General features: G+C 64.7%; 15 protein-coding genes and 1 pseudogene. 15 read left to right on the plus strand and 1 reads right to left on the minus strand.

The window, feature by feature from the left end; translation table 11 throughout:
* Positions 1-402: 402 nt before the first annotated feature.
* From AC1Q5A_RS12240 to AC1Q5A_RS12260, 5 genes and pseudogenes are all read left to right on the plus strand, one after another.
* A complete protein-coding gene (locus AC1Q5A_RS12240) occupies positions 403-1,074 on the plus strand; it encodes a DUF6969 family protein (RefSeq protein WP_492700993.1) in 672 nt (223 codons plus the stop codon).
* A gap of 339 nt (positions 1,075-1,413) precedes the next feature.
* Positions 1,414-2,034 carry a transcriptional repressor LexA gene (gene lexA, locus AC1Q5A_RS12245; RefSeq protein ID WP_492700995.1) on the plus strand — a complete coding sequence of 207 codons (621 nt, stop codon included), beginning with the start codon at positions 1,414-1,416 and terminating at the stop codon, positions 2,032-2,034.
* Positions 2,034-2,657, plus strand: coding sequence for a translesion DNA synthesis-associated protein ImuA (imuA, locus tag AC1Q5A_RS12250; RefSeq protein ID WP_492700997.1), 624 nt, complete (start codon positions 2,034-2,036; stop codon positions 2,655-2,657). Before lexA ends, imuA begins: the two co-directional genes overlap by 1 nt.
* A 12-nt stretch (positions 2,658-2,669) precedes the next feature.
* Positions 2,670-4,073 (plus strand): Y-family DNA polymerase, encoded by a 1,404-nt coding sequence (locus AC1Q5A_RS12255; RefSeq protein WP_492700999.1) that lies wholly within the window; start codon positions 2,670-2,672, stop codon positions 4,071-4,073.
* A pseudogene (locus tag AC1Q5A_RS12260) lies at positions 3,955-6,909 on the plus strand (error-prone DNA polymerase); the annotation flags it as partial. The gene AC1Q5A_RS12255 and the pseudogene AC1Q5A_RS12260, both read left to right, overlap by 119 nt.
* A gap of 51 nt (positions 6,910-6,960) precedes the next feature.
* On the opposite strand, the gene AC1Q5A_RS12265 reads toward AC1Q5A_RS12260, so the two are convergent.
* On the minus strand, positions 6,961-7,968 hold the full coding sequence (locus AC1Q5A_RS12265) for a DNA-binding protein (RefSeq protein WP_027485184.1): 1,008 nt from the start codon (positions 7,966-7,968) through the stop codon (positions 6,961-6,963).
* Positions 7,969-8,136: 168 nt separating this feature from the next.
* Here AC1Q5A_RS12265 and AC1Q5A_RS12270 point away from each other — a divergent pair, with 168 nt between their 5' ends.
* The 10 genes from AC1Q5A_RS12270 (at position 8,137) to AC1Q5A_RS12315 (ending at position 19,777) form a co-directional block, all read left to right on the plus strand.
* Positions 8,137-9,300, plus strand: a complete 1,164-nt coding sequence (locus tag AC1Q5A_RS12270) for a tyrosine-type recombinase/integrase (protein ID WP_027485185.1) — start codon at positions 8,137-8,139, stop codon at positions 9,298-9,300.
* On the plus strand, positions 9,297-9,605 hold the full coding sequence (locus tag AC1Q5A_RS12275; RefSeq protein WP_027485186.1) for a hypothetical protein: 309 nt from the start codon (positions 9,297-9,299) through the stop codon (positions 9,603-9,605). Before AC1Q5A_RS12270 ends, AC1Q5A_RS12275 begins: the two co-directional genes overlap by 4 nt.
* A gap of 112 nt (positions 9,606-9,717) precedes the next feature.
* Positions 9,718-10,047: a hypothetical protein gene (locus tag AC1Q5A_RS12280; protein WP_027485187.1), complete on the plus strand. Its 330-nt coding sequence runs from the start codon at positions 9,718-9,720 to the stop codon at positions 10,045-10,047.
* 577 nt (positions 10,048-10,624) lie between these two features.
* Positions 10,625-12,412: a copper resistance system multicopper oxidase gene (locus AC1Q5A_RS12285; protein ID WP_027485188.1), complete on the plus strand. Its 1,788-nt coding sequence runs from the start codon at positions 10,625-10,627 to the stop codon at positions 12,410-12,412.
* Positions 12,409-13,692, plus strand: coding sequence for a copper resistance protein B (locus tag AC1Q5A_RS12290; RefSeq protein ID WP_027485189.1), 1,284 nt, complete (start codon positions 12,409-12,411; stop codon positions 13,690-13,692). Before AC1Q5A_RS12285 ends, AC1Q5A_RS12290 begins: the two co-directional genes overlap by 4 nt.
* A gap of 11 nt (positions 13,693-13,703) precedes the next feature.
* Positions 13,704-14,813, plus strand: a complete 1,110-nt coding sequence (locus AC1Q5A_RS12295) for a c-type cytochrome (protein ID WP_027485190.1) — start codon at positions 13,704-13,706, stop codon at positions 14,811-14,813.
* A 26-nt stretch (positions 14,814-14,839) separates the two neighbouring features.
* Positions 14,840-15,367 (plus strand): DUF411 domain-containing protein, encoded by a 528-nt coding sequence (locus AC1Q5A_RS12300; protein ID WP_395121386.1) that lies wholly within the window; start codon positions 14,840-14,842, stop codon positions 15,365-15,367.
* 138 nt (positions 15,368-15,505) lie between these two features.
* The gene (locus tag AC1Q5A_RS12305) at positions 15,506-17,761 is read left to right on the plus strand and encodes a heavy metal translocating P-type ATPase (RefSeq protein ID WP_395121387.1); all 2,256 of its coding nucleotides are present in this window, start codon (positions 15,506-15,508) and stop codon (positions 17,759-17,761) included.
* Between the two features lie 245 nt (positions 17,762-18,006).
* Positions 18,007-18,420 carry a hypothetical protein gene (locus AC1Q5A_RS12310; RefSeq protein ID WP_027485193.1) on the plus strand — a complete coding sequence of 138 codons (414 nt, stop codon included), beginning with the start codon at positions 18,007-18,009 and terminating at the stop codon, positions 18,418-18,420.
* An 82-nt stretch (positions 18,421-18,502) separates the two neighbouring features.
* The gene (locus AC1Q5A_RS12315) at positions 18,503-19,777 is read left to right on the plus strand and encodes a TolC family protein (protein ID WP_027485194.1); all 1,275 of its coding nucleotides are present in this window, start codon (positions 18,503-18,505) and stop codon (positions 19,775-19,777) included.
* Positions 19,778-19,781: the final 4 nt, after the last annotated feature.

Consider the following 19,781-nt stretch of genomic DNA (forward strand, 5'->3'; position numbering starts at 1 on the left):
CCGGATGCACCCTGCAATGCCGGTTTCTTGAATCCTTTCACCAGCGGGCGGCCTCCTTGTTATCGAGACCGTGTGTCTCTACCCGTACTTTTGCCTGTCACCTACATTGGAGAAACCCATGAAAGCTTCCGTGAAACTCGCCTCGCTCGCCTCGCTCGCCGCGCTGACCGCTGCCATCGTTGCCCTTCCTGCAGCTGCCGCGGACATGAGCAGCGCCCAGGCCAAGTGCGGGCCGTCGACGAGCATGGCCCAGTGCGGCGCCAAGTGCGCGGCGGGCAAGTGCGCCGCGAAGAAACACCCGCACCGGCACATGAAGGCGAAGTGTGGCGCCAGCAAGTGCGCTCCCAAATGCGCACCCAAATGCGGAGCGAAGTGCGCTCCCAAGTGCGCTGCCCAGCACTGATGGCACCGGCGCTTGGCCGGCGGCATCAGGATCCCGTTGGCGGTACCGCCGCCGATGCCGCCGGCCAGCGCTTGCTGGAAACCTACGCCGCCCTGGCGGCGCGCGACGAGCATTTGCTGCAAGGCCTGCTTGCGGGCAAGCCCACGCGACAATGGCAGCACTATCCCGAAAACGATGCGATCGATCGGGTCAGCGGCTACCAGTGGTTCTACCACTCGCATTCACCCGAAGATCGACCCGGCGCGACCGAACACGGTCACTTCCATCTGTTTGCCCGTCGTCCGCTGTGGGCAAGACGGCTCCGGTCGGCTGCGGAAAAGGCCTTCGCCGCGTTGACCGGCGATCCGCAGGTGCCGGTCACCACCCGGCATTTGCTGGGCATAGGGATGAGCGCCAAGGGCGTGCCAACCAGTCTGTTCACCGTCAACAGCTGGGTTACCGGCGACCTGATGCTGAGCGCTGCGGGTACCGAACGACTGCTGGCCCGGATGCACCTGGACACCGGCCACGCCAGCATCGACGCCGTGCTGGAAAGCGTGGTCGCGCTGTGTGCCAGCGAGATTCACGAAGTCATGGCGGCGCGTGATGCCGCCCTGTCGAGCAGGCCGGCGCATGGCGTACTGGCGGATCGGGACCTGGAGCTCCTGTCGGAACTGGCCATCGCGTTGTGAGCCGGTGTCCCAGATCCAGTTTTTGACGTCGTGCTGCTTAAAAACCGGGGGCTCGCTCCCGTGGGAAGCAGGCTGACATGGCGCAGGAACAGCCTCTGCTGTGCGGTCATTGGAAAGCGTGACGATCCCGGAGGGTGTTCATGCAGTGGCCGGGTCGGCGAGGGGAGCGGTGGATCGCGCCGATATCTCATTCCGCGAGATGGCGGTGAGTGACGCTGGTGCGGCGTATTCTCGAAATTAGATGCATTAAATACGTTAGACCATTGATTTTGAAATATTCTTCAACTCAGTATTTCTTTGTCTTCCATTTTCACCTTTTTTGGTGAAAATATGCGAACCATGACTCTTCAGATCACCCAGCGCCAGTCAAACGTCCTCGCCTTCATTCGCGCGCGGATCGAGTGCGATGGGCAGTCGCCCACGCTGGAGGAAATCGGCAACGCGCTCGGCATCGACAGCGTCAGCGCGGTGCTCAAGCACGTGCGTTCACTCGAAGCAAAAGGCCGGTTGACCATCGAACCCAACCGCGCCCGCAGCATCCGGCTGGTGCGTGAGCCCGATCCGATGGATGCGGACACGATGGAATTGCCGCTGATCGGTCGCATCGCGGCGGGCGAGCCGTTGTTTTCGGAGTCACGGGTCGATCGCAGCCTGCGTGTCTCCCGTTCGCTGTTCCGGCTGCGGCCGGACTACCTGGTGAGGGTGGTCGGCGATTCGATGCGCGGGGAGGGCATTCTCGATGGCGACCTGGTGGCGGTGCACGCCACGCCGGTGGCCCGTCACGGCCAGGTGGTGGCCGCCCGCGTGGGCGGTGATCGTTTCACGATCAAGCGCCTTTACTGGAAAGACGACGTGGTTCGCCTGTTGCCCAACAGCCCGGGCTTCCGCCCCATCGACGTGGACCCTGCCGAAGACTTCGCGATCGAAGGCCTGTTTGCAGGCCTGCTGCGGGGCAGTTGATGAACGCCGTGGCGCCACTTTCCGCGTTGCTCGATGCGCGCCAGGTGTGGCGTGGTCGCGCTCCCGAAATGCCGGACGGCGACCAGCCCACCGGCTGGCGGGCACTCGATGCGGTGCTGCCCGCGGGCGGTTGGCCTGGCGCTTCGTTGTCCGAGATCCTGCTGCCCGTCGATGGCGTGGGCGAACTCCGCCTCGTGCTGCCTGCGCTGGCGCGATTGACCCAAAGCCGGCGCCACGTCGTGATCGTGTCGCCGCCGTATGCGCCGTGCGTCGCCGGCTGGCACCAGCAGGGTGTCGACATGCGCCGGGTGGAGATCGTCGAGGCCGCTGAAAAAGACGTGCTCTGGGCCACCGAACAATGCCTGCGGTCGGGAAACTGCGCCGCCGTGCTGGCGTGGCCGCGGCAGGCCGACGATCGCGCCTTGCGTCGCCTGCAGGTGGCGGCGGTCACCGGCCAGGCGCTCGCCTTCGTGTTCCGCGATCGCTCCCATCTTTCCAACGCATCGCCTGCCGCGCTGCGCCTGGAACTGGAAGCCTCGCCGCAGCCGCGGATATGGGTGCGCAAATGCCGCGGTGGGGCCGTGCCCACCCAGCCCGTTTCGCTGGCGCAGCTTGCCCGTTGATGGTGGCCGCACATGCTCTGGACCTGCATCAACCTGCCGCATCTGGCCATGGATGGGATTCTCCGACGCCGCCCCGCGCCGGGGCCGCTGGTGCTCGTCGACGGCCCGGTCAACGCGCGCACGATCGTTTCGGCCAATGACTCCGCCCGGGCGGCCGGCCTGCACGTCGGGCAGCGGCTGAGCGCCGCGCAGGCGCTGCTGTCGAAATTCGAGGCAATTGCGTATGACCGCGGCTCGGTCGATCGATGGCACCGGTTCCTGGCCGCCGTGGCCTATCGCTACAGCTCCGAGGTCAGCCTGCTGCCGCATGCGATCGTGCTGGAGGTCAGCAGGAGCATGGGCCTGTTCGGGCCGTGGCCGCGGCTTGCGTCGATGCTGCGCGCGGATTTCATCGAACTTGGATTTCGTCATCGGCTGGCCACGGCACCGACGGCTCACGCCGCGCATGTGCTGGCCACGGTTTCCGATGGGCAGGCGGTGCTGTCTGCCGATGCGCTGCGCCATGCCTTGCAGCGGGTGCCGATCGCGAAGAGCTCTCTGCCGGCGAACGCCATCGCCGCGCTGCCTGGCATGGGCATCCGCAGCCTGGGCCAGGTGCTGGCGCTGCCACGGGATGGCTTGCGTCGGCGCTTCGGCGCGGAACTGCCGGCGTCGCTGGATCGCCTGACCGGCGACCGGCCCTCGGGCCTGGAGCCGTATCGCCCGCCGGACATCTTCGACCTGCGCATCGAATTGCTCCACGAAGTGGAAAATCGATCGGCGCTGGTCTTTCCGGTACGGCGCATGGCCGGTGATCTTTCCGCCTATCTCGCCGGCCGCGATGGAGGCGTGCAACGTTTCCTGTTGCGCCTGGAACATCGCGAAGGCCGATATACCGATGTGCCCGTAGGGCTGCTGGCCTCGGAGCGCGATGGCGCAATGCTGTTCGAGTTCGCACGGGGTCGGCTGGAGCACGTCGTACTCCCCGAGCCGGTGTTGGCGCTGCGCCTGATCGCGCGCGACCTGCCGGCGTTCGTGCCCGCCGGACGCGATCTGTTCGACGAGCGGCCGACGAATGCGCTGCCGCTCGGACAGCTGCGCGAACGCCTGCGCGCTCGCCTTGGCGATCGGGCGGTCTATCGGCTGGGCGGCACCACCGACCCGCGCCCCGAGCGCGCCCAGTCGGTGGCCGAATGCGGCGGCGTCCACGACGAGCCATCGCCACGGCCGACCTGGCTATTGGCGCATCCGATTCCGCTGCGCGGCCCGCCGCCGCGCATTCTCGCCGGCCCTGAGCGGCTTGAAACCGGCTGGTGGGATGGCGGCGAGGCGTGCCGCGACTACTACGTGGTCGAAACCTCGCTCGGCCAGCGGGCGTGGGCCTTCTGTCCGCCCGGCGAGCAAAGCGGCTGGATGCTGCAGGGCTGGTTCGCATGAGTTGGCTCGCATGAGCGGCTACGCCGAACTGCATTGCCTGTCCGATTTCTCCTTCGGCCGCGGCGCCTCGAACGCGGCCGAGTTGTTCGATCGCGCCAGGGCGTGCGGTTACCGCGCACTGGCGATCACCGACGAATGTTCGCTGGCCGGCATCGTGCGTGCGTATCAGGCCTCGAACGAAACCGGCCTGCAGCTGATCGTGGGCGCGGAGTTCCAGCTCGAGGATGGCCCGAAGCTGGTGCTGCTGTGCGAGAGCCGGCAGGGCTATGCCGAACTCTGCCGCTTGATCACGCACGGGCGCCGGGCCTCGGAAAAGGGCAGGTACCGGCTCGCCCGCGCGGACCTGCAGGGCGGACTGCCGGGGACGCTGGCGCTGTGGATGCCGCAACCGCAACCGGACGTCGTCCACGGCCGCTGGATGCGCGAAACATTCGGCGATCGTGCATGGATGGCGGTGGAACTGCATCGCGGGCCCGATGATGCCGGGCGCCTGCGCGAACTGCAGGCGCTCGGTCGTGCCCTGGATCTTCCGCTGGTGGCCAGCGGCGACGTGCACATGCACGTGCGCCGCCGGCTGGCCTTGCAGCACACGCTCACCGCGATCCGCCATCGCGTGCCGATCGCCGAGGCGGGTGCGCTGATCTTCCGCAATGGCGAACGGCATTTGCGCCGGCGCGACGTGCTGGCCGGGATCTACCCCGAAGCCCTGATGCAGGAAAGCGTGCGCATCGCCGAGCGCTGCACGTTCCGGATGGGCGAACTCGAATATCGGTATCCGACCGAACTGGTGCCGGATGGCCACACGCCCACCAGCTGGCTGCGCCAGCTGGCGGAGGAGGGCATCCGCTGGCGCTGGCCGCAGGGCGCCAGCGACAAGGTGCGCAGGCTGATCGACGACGAACTGGCGCTGATCGCGGCGAAGAAGTACGAACCTTTTTTTCTCACCGTGCACGACATCGTCCGGTTCGCACGTGGCGAAGGCATTCTCTGCCAGGGCCGCGGCTCGGCCGCCAATTCCGCCGTGTGTTTTGCGCTGGGCGTCACCGAGGTGGACCCGGAGGTGAACAACCTGCTGGTGGCGCGCTTCATCAGTGAGGATCGCGACGAACCGCCCGACATCGATGTCGATTTCGAGCACGAGCGGCGCGAGGAGGTCATCCAGTACATCTACGGGAAATACGGGCGCGAGCGCGCGGCGCTGGCTACCACCGTGATCTGCTACCGCGACCGCAGTGCGGTGCGCGACGTGGCCAAGGCGTTCGGCCTGCCGCTGGACCAGGTCGACCGGCTCAGTGACGTCTTTGCGCGCGGCTGGGGCGACAGTGCAGCCGAGGAACGGCTGCGCGAACAGGGTTTCGATCCGGACAGCCCGATCATCCGCCGCGTGTTGAAGCTCACCTGCGAGCTGCGCGGCATGCCGCGGCATCTGTCGCAGCACGTCGGCGGCTTCGTGATCTCCGATGCCTCGTTGAGCGAGATGGTGCCGGTGGAGAACGCGGCGATGCCCGACCGCACGGTCATCCAGTGGGAGAAGGACGACCTGGATTACATGCGCATGCTGAAGGTCGATTGCCTGGCGCTGGGCATGCTGACCTGTCTGCGCAAATGCTTCGCCCTGCTGGAAAGCGGGCATGGGGTGGCGAAGACCATCGCAACGATCGAGCCGGATGACGATGCAACCTATGCACTGATCCGGCGCGCCGATACCGTCGGCGTCTTCCAGATCGAAAGCCGCGCGCAGATGGCGATGCTGCCGCGGCATCGACCGGCGAATTTCTACGATCTGGTGATCCAGGTGGCGATCGTGCGGCCCGGCCCGATCCAGGGCGACATGGTGCATCCGTACCTGCGACGCCGGAGCGGCGAGGAGCCGGTCGACTATCCGTCGCCGGCTTTCAGGAACGTACTGGAACGCACGCTCGGCGTGCCCTTGTTCCAGGAACAGGTCATGAAGCTGGCCATGGATGCGGCGGACTTCAGCGCCGACGAGGCCGACAAACTGCGCCGCTCGATGGCGGCATGGAAACGCCATGGCGGACTGGAGCCCCATCGCGACAAGCTGATGCAGGGCATGTTGAAGAACGGCTATACGGCGGACTTTGCCGCGCGCATCTTCGAACAGATCAAGGGCTTCGGTTCCTACGGTTTCCCCGAGTCGCACGCGGCCAGTTTCGCGAACCTGGTCTACGCCTCGAGCTGGCTGAAGTGCCATTACCCGGCGGCGTTCGCCTGCGCGCTGCTCAATGCGCAGCCGATGGGTTTCTACGGGCCGAGCCAGATCGTGCAGGACGTGCGCCGTCATCGCGTCGCGGTGCGCCCGGTGGACGTGCGCTTCAGCGACTGGGATTGCACGCTGGAACCCGACCCGCGTGGCCATGTGGATGCGCGCGCGATCCGGCTGGGCCTGCGCATGGTGCGGGGATGCTCCGAAGCGACCGCGCTTCGCTTGATGGCGGCGCGCAGGCAGCGGCCGTTCGCCGACGTCACCGATCTGTGCTCGCGGGCCGGCCTCGATCGCCGTCATCAGGAGCTGCTGGCCGATGCGGCGACCTTGCGCGGGCTGGCCGGCCATCGCCATCGCGCGCGCTGGGCGGTGGCCGGGGTCGAGGCACAGCTGCCGCTGTTCGGTATCGAAAGCCCCGCCGAGCAGGCGGTGAACTTGCCCTTGCCCACGCAGGCCGAGGATGCGCTGGCGGATTACGCGCGTGTCGGCCTCAGCCTGGGGACGCATCCGCTACGGCAGATCCGCGCCCGGTTGAACGCAGCACATTGCATTGACGGCAATGCCCTGCGCAGGCAGCCGCACAACAGCCGCGTGCGCGTGGCCGGGGTCGTGCCCGGATAAGGGTAAAATTGGGTCATAAGCCTCAAACAAGGCTTACGCGTCTCACTTCTTGCCCTGTTTCTTCCGAGGCGTTGCTGGCGACTTCCGTTCGTCCAGCAGCGTACTGATACGCGACTCGGCGGTGATAGCCCGAGTTTCGAGCGACTGCATCGCCGTTCCCAAACCTTCCAATTGCCCGCGAGCTGCGGCCAGTTCGATGGCCATGCGATCGCGATCCGCGACAGCCGCGGCCAATGCCCCCAAGCGGGTATCACGCTCGGCCAGTTCACGACGGTGATGTCCTGCTTCGGTGCGCAGCTCCGCCAAACTGGCTTGTTGTCGCTCCAGTCGTTCTCGCGTTTTGACCATCTGCTGTTCTGCGCGCCGCTGGCCTTCGCGAGCTGTATCGATCTCCTGCAGCATGCGGGCTTGGGCGGCCTCCAGCCGCTCGTTCGCTGTATCACGTTCGACCTGAAAAGCCGCATCCCGGCTCGCAATCACGGCTTGGAATTCTTCGGCCTGGTCAGTTTGCGCTTGACGGATGCGTTCGATCTGTTCGGCGGTGTCGGTCTGGAGTGCGATGAGTTTCTGCTGCAGTGCCTGGCCATCCTGAAGCGCTTGATTCTTCGCGGTGGCCTCGAACTCCACTCGCGTTTGCAGCGTGGTGATCTGCTGTCGAAGTGTTTCGCACTGTTCGGTCAGTGTCGTTGAGGTCGCCAATGCGTCGTCGCGCGCCTGCGTAACCGTAGCGTGCTGCTGCTCCGCATCTGCCACGGCAGCTTCCAAAGTGCTCCGCTGTTCGGCGAACACCACCTCGCCCTGTTCGACGGCCACCACCCACAGGGCACGCATGGCGTCGGCCACAGCAGCCGGGAGATCAGCACCGAGCGCATCGGCCTTCGTACGTTCGTCCTTCCACTGCTTCAGCTCGTCATTGATCGTCGTACGGCTGCCTTGCTGGATGACGGCGTAGATCTGGTCGACGGTGATTTCGTGCGGCCGCTTCGCACCGGCAACGAGTTGGGCGGCGGCTTCACGGGTACGCTGACGGGTATCGCTGACACGGCTCATGGCAAATTCCCAGTCGCTCGGAGGGTCAATTTCGAAGGATAAGAGAATGTATATCATAGTATTACGTTATATACGTAATGATTAAATCAAGAAATTTACGATAACTCCTATAATCGAAAGTCTTTTGGCAGTACGCTGTGTTTTCCGTGGCGTCGGACATCGGAAAGCATGACTGAGCCTGCAGTGACCCTTTTGGCGTTGCCCCAAGCCTTGCCGCCCGCCCTGTCGGGAGGTGTCGGCACCAACCGCGCACCGGCCAGTGTGGCGCGGCAGATCGCCGCCAACGACGACGTGGCCGCGATCGGCCTGTGGCTGGCGGAATATCACGACTCGCCGCATACCTTCCGCAGCTACCGCAAGGAGGCCGAGCGATTGCTGCTTTGGGCCACCCAAGTGCGTGGCAAGCCGGTGTCCAGTCTCACCCGCGAGGATGTCATCGCCTATGAGGCGTTTCTTGCCCAGCCACCGGCGACCTGGTGCGACGCCGGTCTCGCCCGTCGCGGTGAGCATCGGCGACTGTTCATCGGGCCGCTGGCCGAGCGCAGTCGCCGGCAGGCCTTGGGCATCCTGGCGGGGCTGTTCAATTACCTCGTGCGCGCTGGCTATCTCGCGGGCAGTCCGTTTGTGCTGCAGCGCCGACGGGCACGCCGCGGCCCCCGCCGCACGATCGAACGCTACCTGGACCGTGCCCTCTGGGACCAGGTGCTACGCGTCGTCGACGGCTGGCCACAGACAACTGCGCGGGAACGGCAGCGCTACGAACGCGTTCGCTGGATCCTTCGCTTTCTCTATGAAACCGCCTTGCGGGCCGCCGAAGCCGCGGCCGCCAGCGAGGGCGATTTTCAGCCTATTCGTGGCCGGTGGTGGCTGCATACCGTGGGGAAAGGCGGCGTCGAGGGCACGATTCCCCTAAGCGACGGTCTCATGGAAGACTTTGCACGCTATCGGCGCTTCCATGGACTGCCGGCGTTGCCTTCGGGCGACGGCACAGCCCCGGCCATTCTGGGCATCGCCGGACGGTCTTCCCCGCTGACACCCACGGCGGTCTACCAGATCGTCAAGGACACCTTCCGGCGCGTGGCCGACGAGCTGCAAAAGCACGATGGTGCCCAAGCCGCGCGGGTGCGGCGGGCCTCGACCCATTGGCTGCGGCATACGGCCGCCACGCACCAGGCCGAGGACGGCACCCCGATCCACCACATCCAGCAGAATCTGCGTCACAGCTCCATTGGTACGACCTCGATCTATATTCATGCGGAAGAGGATGCGCGACATGCCAGCACCACGAAGCCACGCATCGAGCCATCGGTGTCCCACGGAGACGTGCCATGACTGACCCCGACGACCGCTTTGGCATGCCAGACAGTGCGTTCAAGGCCGCCCGGAAAAGCCACGGCGTGAATAGCCCGGTTTTTCGGGCGGGCATGTATGTCCCGACTCGGCAGGAAGTAGCTACCCTTTCTGCCGCCAAACTCCTCCCGATCGTGGTCGACTGGATGTGGGAAAGCCCGTCGGAGTTGATCCCGAACAACGACCAGATTTCGCAGCTTCGCGCGATACTTCTGGCGCGTACCGATGCCGGCGAACCCGAGGTACGCGAACTCATTGTGGCCTGTGAGGATTATTTAAAGGTGTAACCACATTGCCCGTAGCAAAGTGGACAATCGGCCGGAATTTCAACTTGCGTACACACAAATGGGCACACGCTCGACACTGTTGCGTTTGGCAACTCATCGTTGGGACAGCCATATGACTACTTCACGCAAATCACTACTTTCGACGCTTGGCTCTCTGGCGCTCGCATTGGCCCTCAGTGGCGTCGCCGTGGCCCAAGACAGCACGCCCACAAGCGGCATGGACAAGATGGGTGCGATGCACTCGGACATGAAGGGCATGCACGACAACATGATGGGCATGCACATGATGCCGGCGACGGTGACGGCGGCCGATACGAAGACCGGCGTGGTTGATGTGACGACTGAGGGCATGGCCTTGAAGGTGCATTTCCCACCGTCCGCCATGGCCAGCCTGAAGGCCGGCGACAAAATCACCTTGCATATGGGTTTCAGCAAGCCGTGAATCCCCTGAACCCACCTCCAGAGTTGAGGGTGTCAGGTCACACGGGTAAGCTCCCCCTATGACCTTCTCGCTACGTCTGCTTGCTCGTTCACGTCGCCTTCGGGCGATGGGCGTGTTGGCGTGGCTGATGCTGGTCATCAACTCATTGGCCGCTGCACCGATGGGCATGACGGGAGGTCCTCACTCCCATCCCATGCACGCAACGGTCGCGGCGGTCAGTGAACACTGTCACCACCATGTGGCCGTCAAGGCATCCCGATCCTGTTGCGACGATCAGGCCGGTTGCTGCGGTGGCATGACGGGACACACCTGCAATTGTGCCGCGATGTGCAGTACCACGTTGCCACCCGGACCAGCAGTTGCCCTGATCTCGACTGCGATCACCGCCCGCTACGCCTTGCCGCTGCCCAGCAGCGCGCCTTCGTTGAATACCGCCCCTCCGTTGCGACCACCGGCGGTCTGACTCTCCCTCGTTGCTAATGAGCTTTGCGTTCGATCGTCGCGTGTCGGCGATCGCAAGCAATCGGCTGTGATCGGTATCGGTAATGTTCGATATCACCTGCCTTGGAGAGATCCCATGAACTTGTTTTCCCCGCCCCCGGCGGATCTGTCGCGGCGTCGTTTCGTGCAAGGCGTGGCCATCGGCGGTGCCGTAGCCGGCCTGGGCCTGCTGCGTCCTTCGAATGCCTGGGCGCTGACCAGCCCCGGCCAGCCCACCGTGCTGAGCGGCACCGATTTCGCACTCGATATTGCCGAAACACCGGTCAACTACACCGGCGCCACGCGTCTGGCGACCACCGTCAATGGCGGCATCCCGGGTCCAATTCTGCGCTGGAAGGAAGGCACTACGGTGAACCTTCGAGTGACCAACCGGTTACGCGTGCCGACCTCGATCCATTGGCACGGCATCATCCTGCCGTTCCAGGAAGATGGGGTGCCGGGTATCAGCTTCGACGGCATCGCTCCCGGCGAAACCTTTCTCTACCAGTTCAAGGTGCGCCAGAGCGGTACCTATTGGTACCACTCGCACTCGGGCTTCCAGGAACAGACGGGTTTGTATGGCCCGTTGGTGATCGAACCGGCCAGCCCGGATCGCCATCCGACCGATCGCGATTACGTGGTGATGCTCAACGACTGGACCGATGAAAATCCCGAGCGCATCTACGCCAAGCTAAAGAAGCAGAGCGACTACTACAACTTCGCCCAGCCCACGGTGCCGGATTTCTTTCGCGATGTGCGCGAGAAGGGGCTGGGCCAGGCCTTGGCCATGCGCAAGATGTGGAACGAGATGCGCATGAACCCGACCGATTTCGGCGACGTCTCCGGCTACACCTACACCTACCTGATGAACGGTGCGGCGCCGGCGGGCAACTGGACCGGCATCTTCAAACCCGGCGAGAAGATCCGGTTGCGCTTCATCAACGGATCGGCGCAGACGATCTTCGACGTGCGCATTCCGGGCCTGAAGATGACGGTGATCTCGGCCGATGGCCAGGACGTCGAGCCGGTGTCGGTCGACGAATTTCGCATCTCGGTGGCCGAAACCTACGACGTGATGGTCGAGCCGCAGGACGAGCGCGCGTACACGCTGTTCGCCCAGTCGATCGATCGCAGCGGCTACGCTCGCGGCACGCTGGCGCCGCGCGCCGGCATGGAAGCAGACGTGCCCAAGCCCGATCCCATTCAGTGGCTGGCCATGCAGGACATGATGGGTGCGATGGCGATGGGTGATGCCGGTCACGGGAACATGCAAGGCATGTCGGGCATGAGCGGCATGCAGGGCATGCAGGGCATGGCCGGCATGGATCACGGTGCGATGCCGGGCATGGCACCTGCGCCAGCGCCTGTGGTGCGCCACGCCCGCACCGAATACGGCCCCGGCGTGGACATGCATGTGGACATGCCGCGTACCAACCTCGACGACCCGGGCATCGGCCTGCGCGACAACGGTCGACGCGTGCTGACCTACGCCGACCTGCACACCATCGGCGGACCGATCGACGCGCGCGAACCCAGCCGGGAGATCGAGCTGCACTTGACCGGCAATATGGATCGCTTCATCTGGTCGTTCGATGGCGTGAAGTTTTCCGACGCCAAGCCGGTGCATTTCAACAGCGGCGAACGGCTGCGCATCGTGCTGGTCAACGACACCATGATGAACCATCCGATCCACCTGCACGGCATGTGGAGCGAGCTGGAGAATCCCGAAGGCCAGTTCCAGGTACGCAAGCACACCATCAACGTGCAGCCGGCGCAGCGCATCACCTATGCGGTGTCGGCCGACAACCCCGGTCGGTGGGCCTACCACTGCCACCTGCTGTATCACATGGAAGCGGGCATGTTCCGCGAAGTGGTGGTGTCATGAAAATGAATCGCCGCAGCACCTCAGTCGTCCCGCTGCGTTCCGCGTTGCTGGCCGCAATATTGCTGGCGTTGCCACCGGTGGTCACGGCGCAGAGTGCACCCGCGTCCAGCAGCACATCGTCGATGGACATGAGCTCCATGCCAGGCATGGATCACGGCAGCATGTCCGGTATGGCCATGCCGGCTGCTGCGAGCAGCACGGCGAAGCCGGCAACGAAACCGCCTGCCAAGAAAGCCAGGAAGAAACCCGTCGCAGCCCCGCCGACGCCGGCTTCCCACAACATGGATGGCATGAAGGGCATGGATCACAGCAGCATGCCTGGCATGGATCACCGCGCGATGTCGGACATGCCCACGCCCGCCAAACCTGCCGCATCGGCAGCACCCGCCGGCGACATGTCGGGGATGGATCACTCGTCGATGCCCGGCATGAGCCCGGAAGCGATGCAGGGGATGGACCACAGCGGCATGGCCGGTATGGATCACGGCGCGATGCCGAAGAAGGATCAAGGCGACATGACCGGCATGGGTGCGATGCCGGGCATGACGATGGGCCCGATGCAGGGCGGGAGTCCGCCAGCGAATGCGCGCAGCTCCGACTACTCCGACGGCGTCGGCTACGGCTCCATGAAAGGCATGGACATGGCCGACAACGCACCGCTGGGCAGGCTGTTGATCGACCAGTTGGAAGCCTTCCACGGCCGCGATGCCAACGGCCAGAGTTGGGAAGCCGAAGGCTGGTACGGCAACGACGAGAACAAGCTGTGGGTACGCACTGAAGGCGAGCGCAGCCGCGGCAAGCTGGAAGACGGCGACCTCGAAGCGTTTTGGAACCACAACATCGCCACGTTCTGGAGCACTCAGCTCGGCGGTCGCCAGGACGTGGGCGAAGGCCCCAAGCGCACGTGGGCGGCCTTTGGCGTGCAGGGCCTGGCACCGTACTGGTTCGAGGTGGAAGCGACGGGTTACGTCGGGGCTTCCGGTCGTACAGCCGCGCGTCTGCGCGCCGAATACGAAATGCTCTTCACCCAGCGCCTGATCCTGCAGCCGGAAGCGGAGATCAACCTGTACGGCAAGAACGATCCGCAACGCCGGATCGGTAGCGGCGTGTCCGACATTCAGTTCGGCTTGCGTCTGCGCTACGAGATCCGTCGTCAGTTCGCGCCGTACATCGGCGTGAACTGGGTGCGTCGCATCGGCACCACCGCCGACTACGCGCGGCAGGATCATCAACCCGTTCTCGACCGGCAGATCGTGGCCGGCGTTCGCATCTGGTTTTAAGGGGAAACATCATGAAACAGCACATCAAGCATCACAGCATCACCGTCGCCGTTGTTCTTGGCGTCCTTGCCATCGGTGCAGGCGCGTTCGTGTACTCCGGCATCTACAACATCGGCGCCGACGACCATCACACCAAGCCGGTGTTCGCGGTCATGCAGACCCTGCGCGAGCGCTCCATTCATGTCCGCTCGGAAGACCTCACGGTTCCGGATCTCAACGATCCCCAGCTGATCCTGAAAGGGGCCGGCCAGTACGCGGCTATGTGTACCCAGTGCCACCTCAAGCCGGGCATGAAGGACTCGGAGCTTCGCCCCGGACTGTACCCGCAGCCACCGAATCTGTCACAGACGCGGGTCGATCCGAAGGACGCGTTCTGGATCATCAAGCACGGCATCAAGATGAGCGCGATGCCGGCATGGGGTGGCAGTCACGACGATCCCACCATCTGGAGCATGGTCGCGTTCCTGCAGAAGCTGCCGGCCATGACGCCGGAGCAATACAAGGACATGGTGGCGAAGGCGCCGCCGGATGAAGACATGGACATGGGCGACGAAGGCGGCCATAGCCACGGTGGGGCTGCTGACGAGGACGCTCACGGTGCTGCCGACATGAAAGACATGGTCATGTCCGGCGAGGCCGGTCACAGCCATGGCGCCGCTCCAGAGGATAGCCATGATCATGCGTCGACCACCGCGCCTGCAGCCGAAACCCCGCTGTCGCTGGATGGAATGAAGCCAAAGGCGGCACCAGAGGCCGAAGCTGTGGCACAGGCGTTCCACACGGCCTTGCAGCATGGCGATCGAACGGCGGTGCTTGCCCTGCTGGCACCTGATGTCACCATCAGCGAAGGCGGGCATACCCAGACGCGTGACGACTACGCGAACGGCCATCTCGGCGAGGACATCGCGTTCCTGAAGAGCGCGAGGATCACACCCGTCTCGCTCGGTTCGATGCCGATGGGCGACACCGCGATGGTCGGCAGCGAGAGCGACATCCAAGCCATGGTCAAGGGCAAGCCGACCATGTTGCGCAGCCGCGAACTGCTCAATCTCAAGAAGGACGGCAAAGACTGGAAGATCGTCTCGATCCAGTGGCAATCCGCACCGGTATCGGGAGAATGACCGTGAAGCGAATGAGCATCTCAGCCATGAATGCAAGAAACGTTTTGTTCGCAGCCATCTCCGTTGTTTCCTTCAGCGCGCTTGGTGCCTGCACCTACCCCGTCGATGCGCAGTCCAGCCAGCCATCCTCCGCGACAATCCATGCCGCAACAGCAAGCTCACCGGCCGCATCGCTTCCAGTCATGCTGGTGCACAAAAGCGCTACGTGTGGATGTTGCGGCGCGTGGGTCGACCATATGCGTGCCGCGGGCTTCAACGTCGACGTGCGCGATGTCGACGACCTCGATTCGGTGAAGAGTCAGGTCGGCATTCCGTTCGGCAAAGGGTCATGCCATACCGCCGAAGTGGGCGGCTATTTTGTCGAAGGCCATGTGCCGGCGCCGGACATCAAGCGGCTCCTGGCTGAAAAGCCCGATGCCAAGGGCCTCGTCGTGCCGGGCATGCCGGCCGGTTCGCCGGGCATGGAGATGCCCGATGGCCGCGTCCAGCCTTACGTGGTTGAGCTGGTCGGCCGCGACGGCACGACGTCCGACTTCGCCCGCCACGGACACTGACACGTCGATCAACGTCAAGCCATTGCCATCGTCATGGGAGGATGCATGAACACCCATCATCACCACACGGGCGCCGACAACCACGGACGTCACACCCAACCCGGCGCAGTGACAACCGCGATCGATCCGGTTTGTGGCATGCAGGTCGATCCACACCAGACCGCCCATCACGCCGAACATGATGGAGTAACGCATCATTTTTGTTCGGCGCGCTGCCTGGAAAGTTTCACGAGGGATCCGGCCAAATATCTGACCCGGCGACCCGATGGTGCCCCCGTGCAGGCACCGACGGGAACGATGTATGTCTGTCCGATGCATCCGCAAGTGCGCCAGGACGGTCCCGGCATCTGCCCGATCTGCGGCATGGCACTGGAGCCGGAAATGCCAGGACTGAACGATGAGGACCATCCCGAACTGCGTGATTTCAGCCACCGCTTCTGGTGGACCTTGCCGGCAACGCTGGTGGTGCTCGTACTGGCGATGTTCGGCCACCACTTCCCCCGATTGCCGGTGGACGCCCGGACCTGGATCGAGCTGGTACTGACCACGCCGGTGGTGTTGTGGGCAGGCTGGCCCTTCTTCGTTCGATGCGTGCAGTCGGTCCGCAACCTCAGTCCCAACATGTGGACCCTGATCGGCATCGGCGTCGGCGCGGCGTTCGGCTACAGCATCGTCGCCACCCTTGTACCGGACCTGTTCCCGGAGTCATTCCACGAACACGGCCGCGTGGGCGTCTACTTCGAAGCCGCCGCGGTGATCGTCTCGCTGACCTTGCTCGGCCAGCTACTCGAACTGCGTGCCCGCTCGAAGACCTCGACTGCCCTGAAAGCCCTGCTAGGGCTGGCCCCCAAAACCGCACGCCGCCTGCGCGACGATGGCGGCGAGGAGGATGTCGAACTCAGCCGCGTTCACGTCGGTGATCGCCTGCGCGTACGCCCCGGCGAAAAGGTGCCGGTGGACGGCGAAGTCATCGAGGGACACTCCCATGTCGACGAGTCGATGCTGACCGGGGAGCCCGTCCCGGTCGAAAAGGCCATCGGCTCCAGCGTGATCGGCGCGACCCTCAACGGCACCGGCAGCCTGGTGATCCGGGCGGAGAAAGTCGGCTCGGCGACCGTGCTGTCGCAGATCGTGCAACTGGTCGCACAGGCGCAACGCTCGCGCGCACCGATGCAGCGCATGGCCGACAAGGTAGCTTTCTGGTTCGTGCTCGCGGTCCTCGCGATCGCCGTCGCGACCTTCTTCGTGTGGGGACTGTTCGGCCCGGACCCGTCGTGGACGTTCGCAGTGCTCAACGCGATCTCGGTCTTGATCATTGCCTGCCCTTGCGCGCTGGGATTGGCCACGCCGATGTCGATCATGGTGGCGACCGGCCGCGCCGCCGGGGAAGGCGTGTTGTTCCGTGATGCCGAGGCGATCGAGAACCTGCGCAAGATTGACACCCTGATCGTGGACAAGACGGGAACCTTGACCGAGGGACGTCCGGCGTTCCACACCGCGCTCGCGGCCGAAGGGTTCACCGAGCAGGAGGTGCTGCGCCTGGCGGCCAGCCTCGATCAGGGCAGCGAGCACCCACTGGCCGACGCGATCGTCGCGGAAGCCCGCCATCGTAACCTGACGCTAGAAACGCCGGAGAGCTTCGAGTCGTCCACCGGCATCGGGGTACGCGGCAAAGTGGGAGGCGCCATCCTGGCGATCGGCAATACCGCGCTGATGCACGAGGTCGGGGTCGATGCCTCCGTTCTTTCCATCCCGTCCGAAGAGCTGCGCCGGGCCGGTGCCAGCGTGATGTATCTGGCGGTCGATGGCGTCCTGGCCGGCCTGCTCGCGGTGGCCGATCCGATCAAGGCCACCACCGAAGATGCCATCGTGGCACTGCACGATGCGGGCCTGAACATCGTGATGGCCACCGGTGACGGCGTCACCACCGCCCATGCGGTCGCGCGTACCCTGGGCATCGACGAAGTACATGGCGAGGTCCGCCCGAAGGACAAAATCGAACTTGTACAACAGCTGCAAGCCGAGGGACACCGGGTCGCGATGGCTGGCGACGGGATCAACGACGCACCCGCGCTTGCCGGCGCCGATGTCGGCATCGCCATGGGCACCGGCACCGACGTGGCAATGTCGAGCGCGCAGGTGACGCTGGTGAAGGGCGACTTGCGCGGCATCGTGCGGGCACGGTCGATTTCCAACGACACCGTCGCCAACATGAAGCAGAACCTGGGCTTTGCGTTCCTCTACAACGCGCTGGGTGTACCGATTGCGGCCGGCGTGCTGTACCCCGTGACGGGCCTGTTGCTCAGCCCGATGATCGCCGCTTTGGCGATGAGCCTGAGCTCCGTGTCGGTGGTTGCCAACGCATTGCGACTGGGCCGAAAACGGCATGGCTGAGATGACCAACGCCGGCGAATGAAGCGAAGCGAATCCAGCGCGATGCCTTCGCCGGCACGCGGGAGTACGCCACCATGTGTTTCCTTCCTCACGCCCAGCACACCTTGGTATCGGGCTTGGCGACCACCCCGTTCTCCAGGAGGGCCGGGGTTGGCCGGCAAGAACAGCGAAGGAGACCGGGCCGACAATCTGTAGTTGATTCAGGTCAATGAAATTCTTGGTATTTTGGAGATATAGTGTTGCCTATGGCCCGTCCTTTCCGCATGCATCGCGCCACACGTCGCCGCCTTATCTGGCTGGTGACGCTGCTGCTGCTTTGGCAGCAGACGGCACTGGCTGCCTACGTTTGTCCGACGGTCCCCGAAGCGACACCGGCGGCTGCGCTGATGACTTCGATGTCGGGCATGGACGGCGGCTGTGCGCAGAATCAGGATGCCCCCGCCAGCCCGCTGTGCCAAAAGCATTGCACGCCCGATCACGCGACGCAGGTTGAAGCGCATACGACGGCGGTGCCATTAAGCGTGTTGCCGGCAATGCCATCGATGCTGATGGCGCCCGCCGTCGTTGCGCTGCCATCGAATCGCGCGCTCCAACGGGCCGGGCATCTGCGCGCGCCGCCACCTCCGCCCATGTTGTTGTTCTGCTCACTCCTGATCTGATCTGACACGTTGCGGCATTGACGTATGTGGCGTCGCGCCTGCATGGCGCGACGCAGATCGCAGACCAGCGGAGTATTCACCCATGTTGTCCCATCACTTTGCCCGGCGCCTGATGGTGCCGGGTCTGGCCGCGCTCCTGTGGGGAGCCTTGGCCACGGCGGCCGGTGCCATCGAGCCACCGCTGACGCTTGAGGCGGCCGTTCGGCAAGGCCTGGCGCGGGCGCCGCAACTTGAAGCGCGTACCGCCGATACGGCGGCAGCCCGCGAGGAAGGTGCGCGCGCCGGACAGTTGCCGGATCCCACCCTGACGCTCGGACTTTCCAATTTCCCCGTCACCAGCCCAGGGGCTTTCAGCCTGCGCTCGGACAGTATGACCATGCGCACCGTCGGCGTGATGCAGACGATTCCATCGCGAGCGGCGCGCGACGCCGAGCGCGGTTTGGCCGCTGCGCAGATTGACGCAGCCGAAGCCGATTACGTCGGCGCCGCGCAAACGGTGCGCGAACGCATTGCCGATGCGTGGATCGAGGTATGGGCCACACAACAGAAACGTGCGCTGCTGGGCGAGTTGCGCGGCGAAAGCGCATTAGCCGTGCTGATTGCGCAGGCGCGGCTGCGCGGTGGCGACGGCAGCGCCACCGACGCGCTGGCGGCGCGCACGGATGCGGCCACACTGGACAACCGACTGGAGGCCGTTGACGCCGATCTCGCCGCAGCACATACGGGGTTGCAGCGTTGGCTTGGTGAGGACGCGGCCACCGTGGCCGACACGCCTGATTTCCAGGTGCTGCCGGTAGCGCCTGCTCGACTTGAGCAAGCCATTGATCAGCAGGCACCCATGCAGGCGTGGCAAGCACGCGAACAGGTAGCTGAGGCCGCACTCGCCCAGGCACGGGCTGCCAAACACCCGGATTGGAACGTGTCGGTGGAGTATGGCCGGCGCGCGCCGTATCTCTCGGACATGGTGACCTTGCAGGTGGGTGTGAGCCTGCCGCTGTTCACCCGCAACCGGCAGGATCGGGGAATCAGCGCCAAGCAGGCGCAATGGGATGCAGTGCAGGCCGATCACGAAGATGCGCGTCGCGCCCAGCGCGAAGCGGTGGCGCGTGCGGTGGTGAATTGGCAGGGTTGGGGACGACAAGTCCAGCGCTATCAGGACACGTTGCTGCCACTCGCACGGGATCGTGCACGCACGGCGCTGGCCAGCTACCGCGGTGGTGGTGCGCTGCAGCCATGGCTCGATGCTCGTCGCGATGAAATCGAACAGCGGCTGGCCTACGCCGAGGCACTGGCGACCCATGCGCGCCTGTGGGCCGCGCTGGCCTATCTGCTACCCAATTCGGAGACGACGCCATGAAGCG

The sequence above is a fragment of the Rhodanobacter sp. GW835-FHT13D09 genome (genome assembly GCF_058793995.1).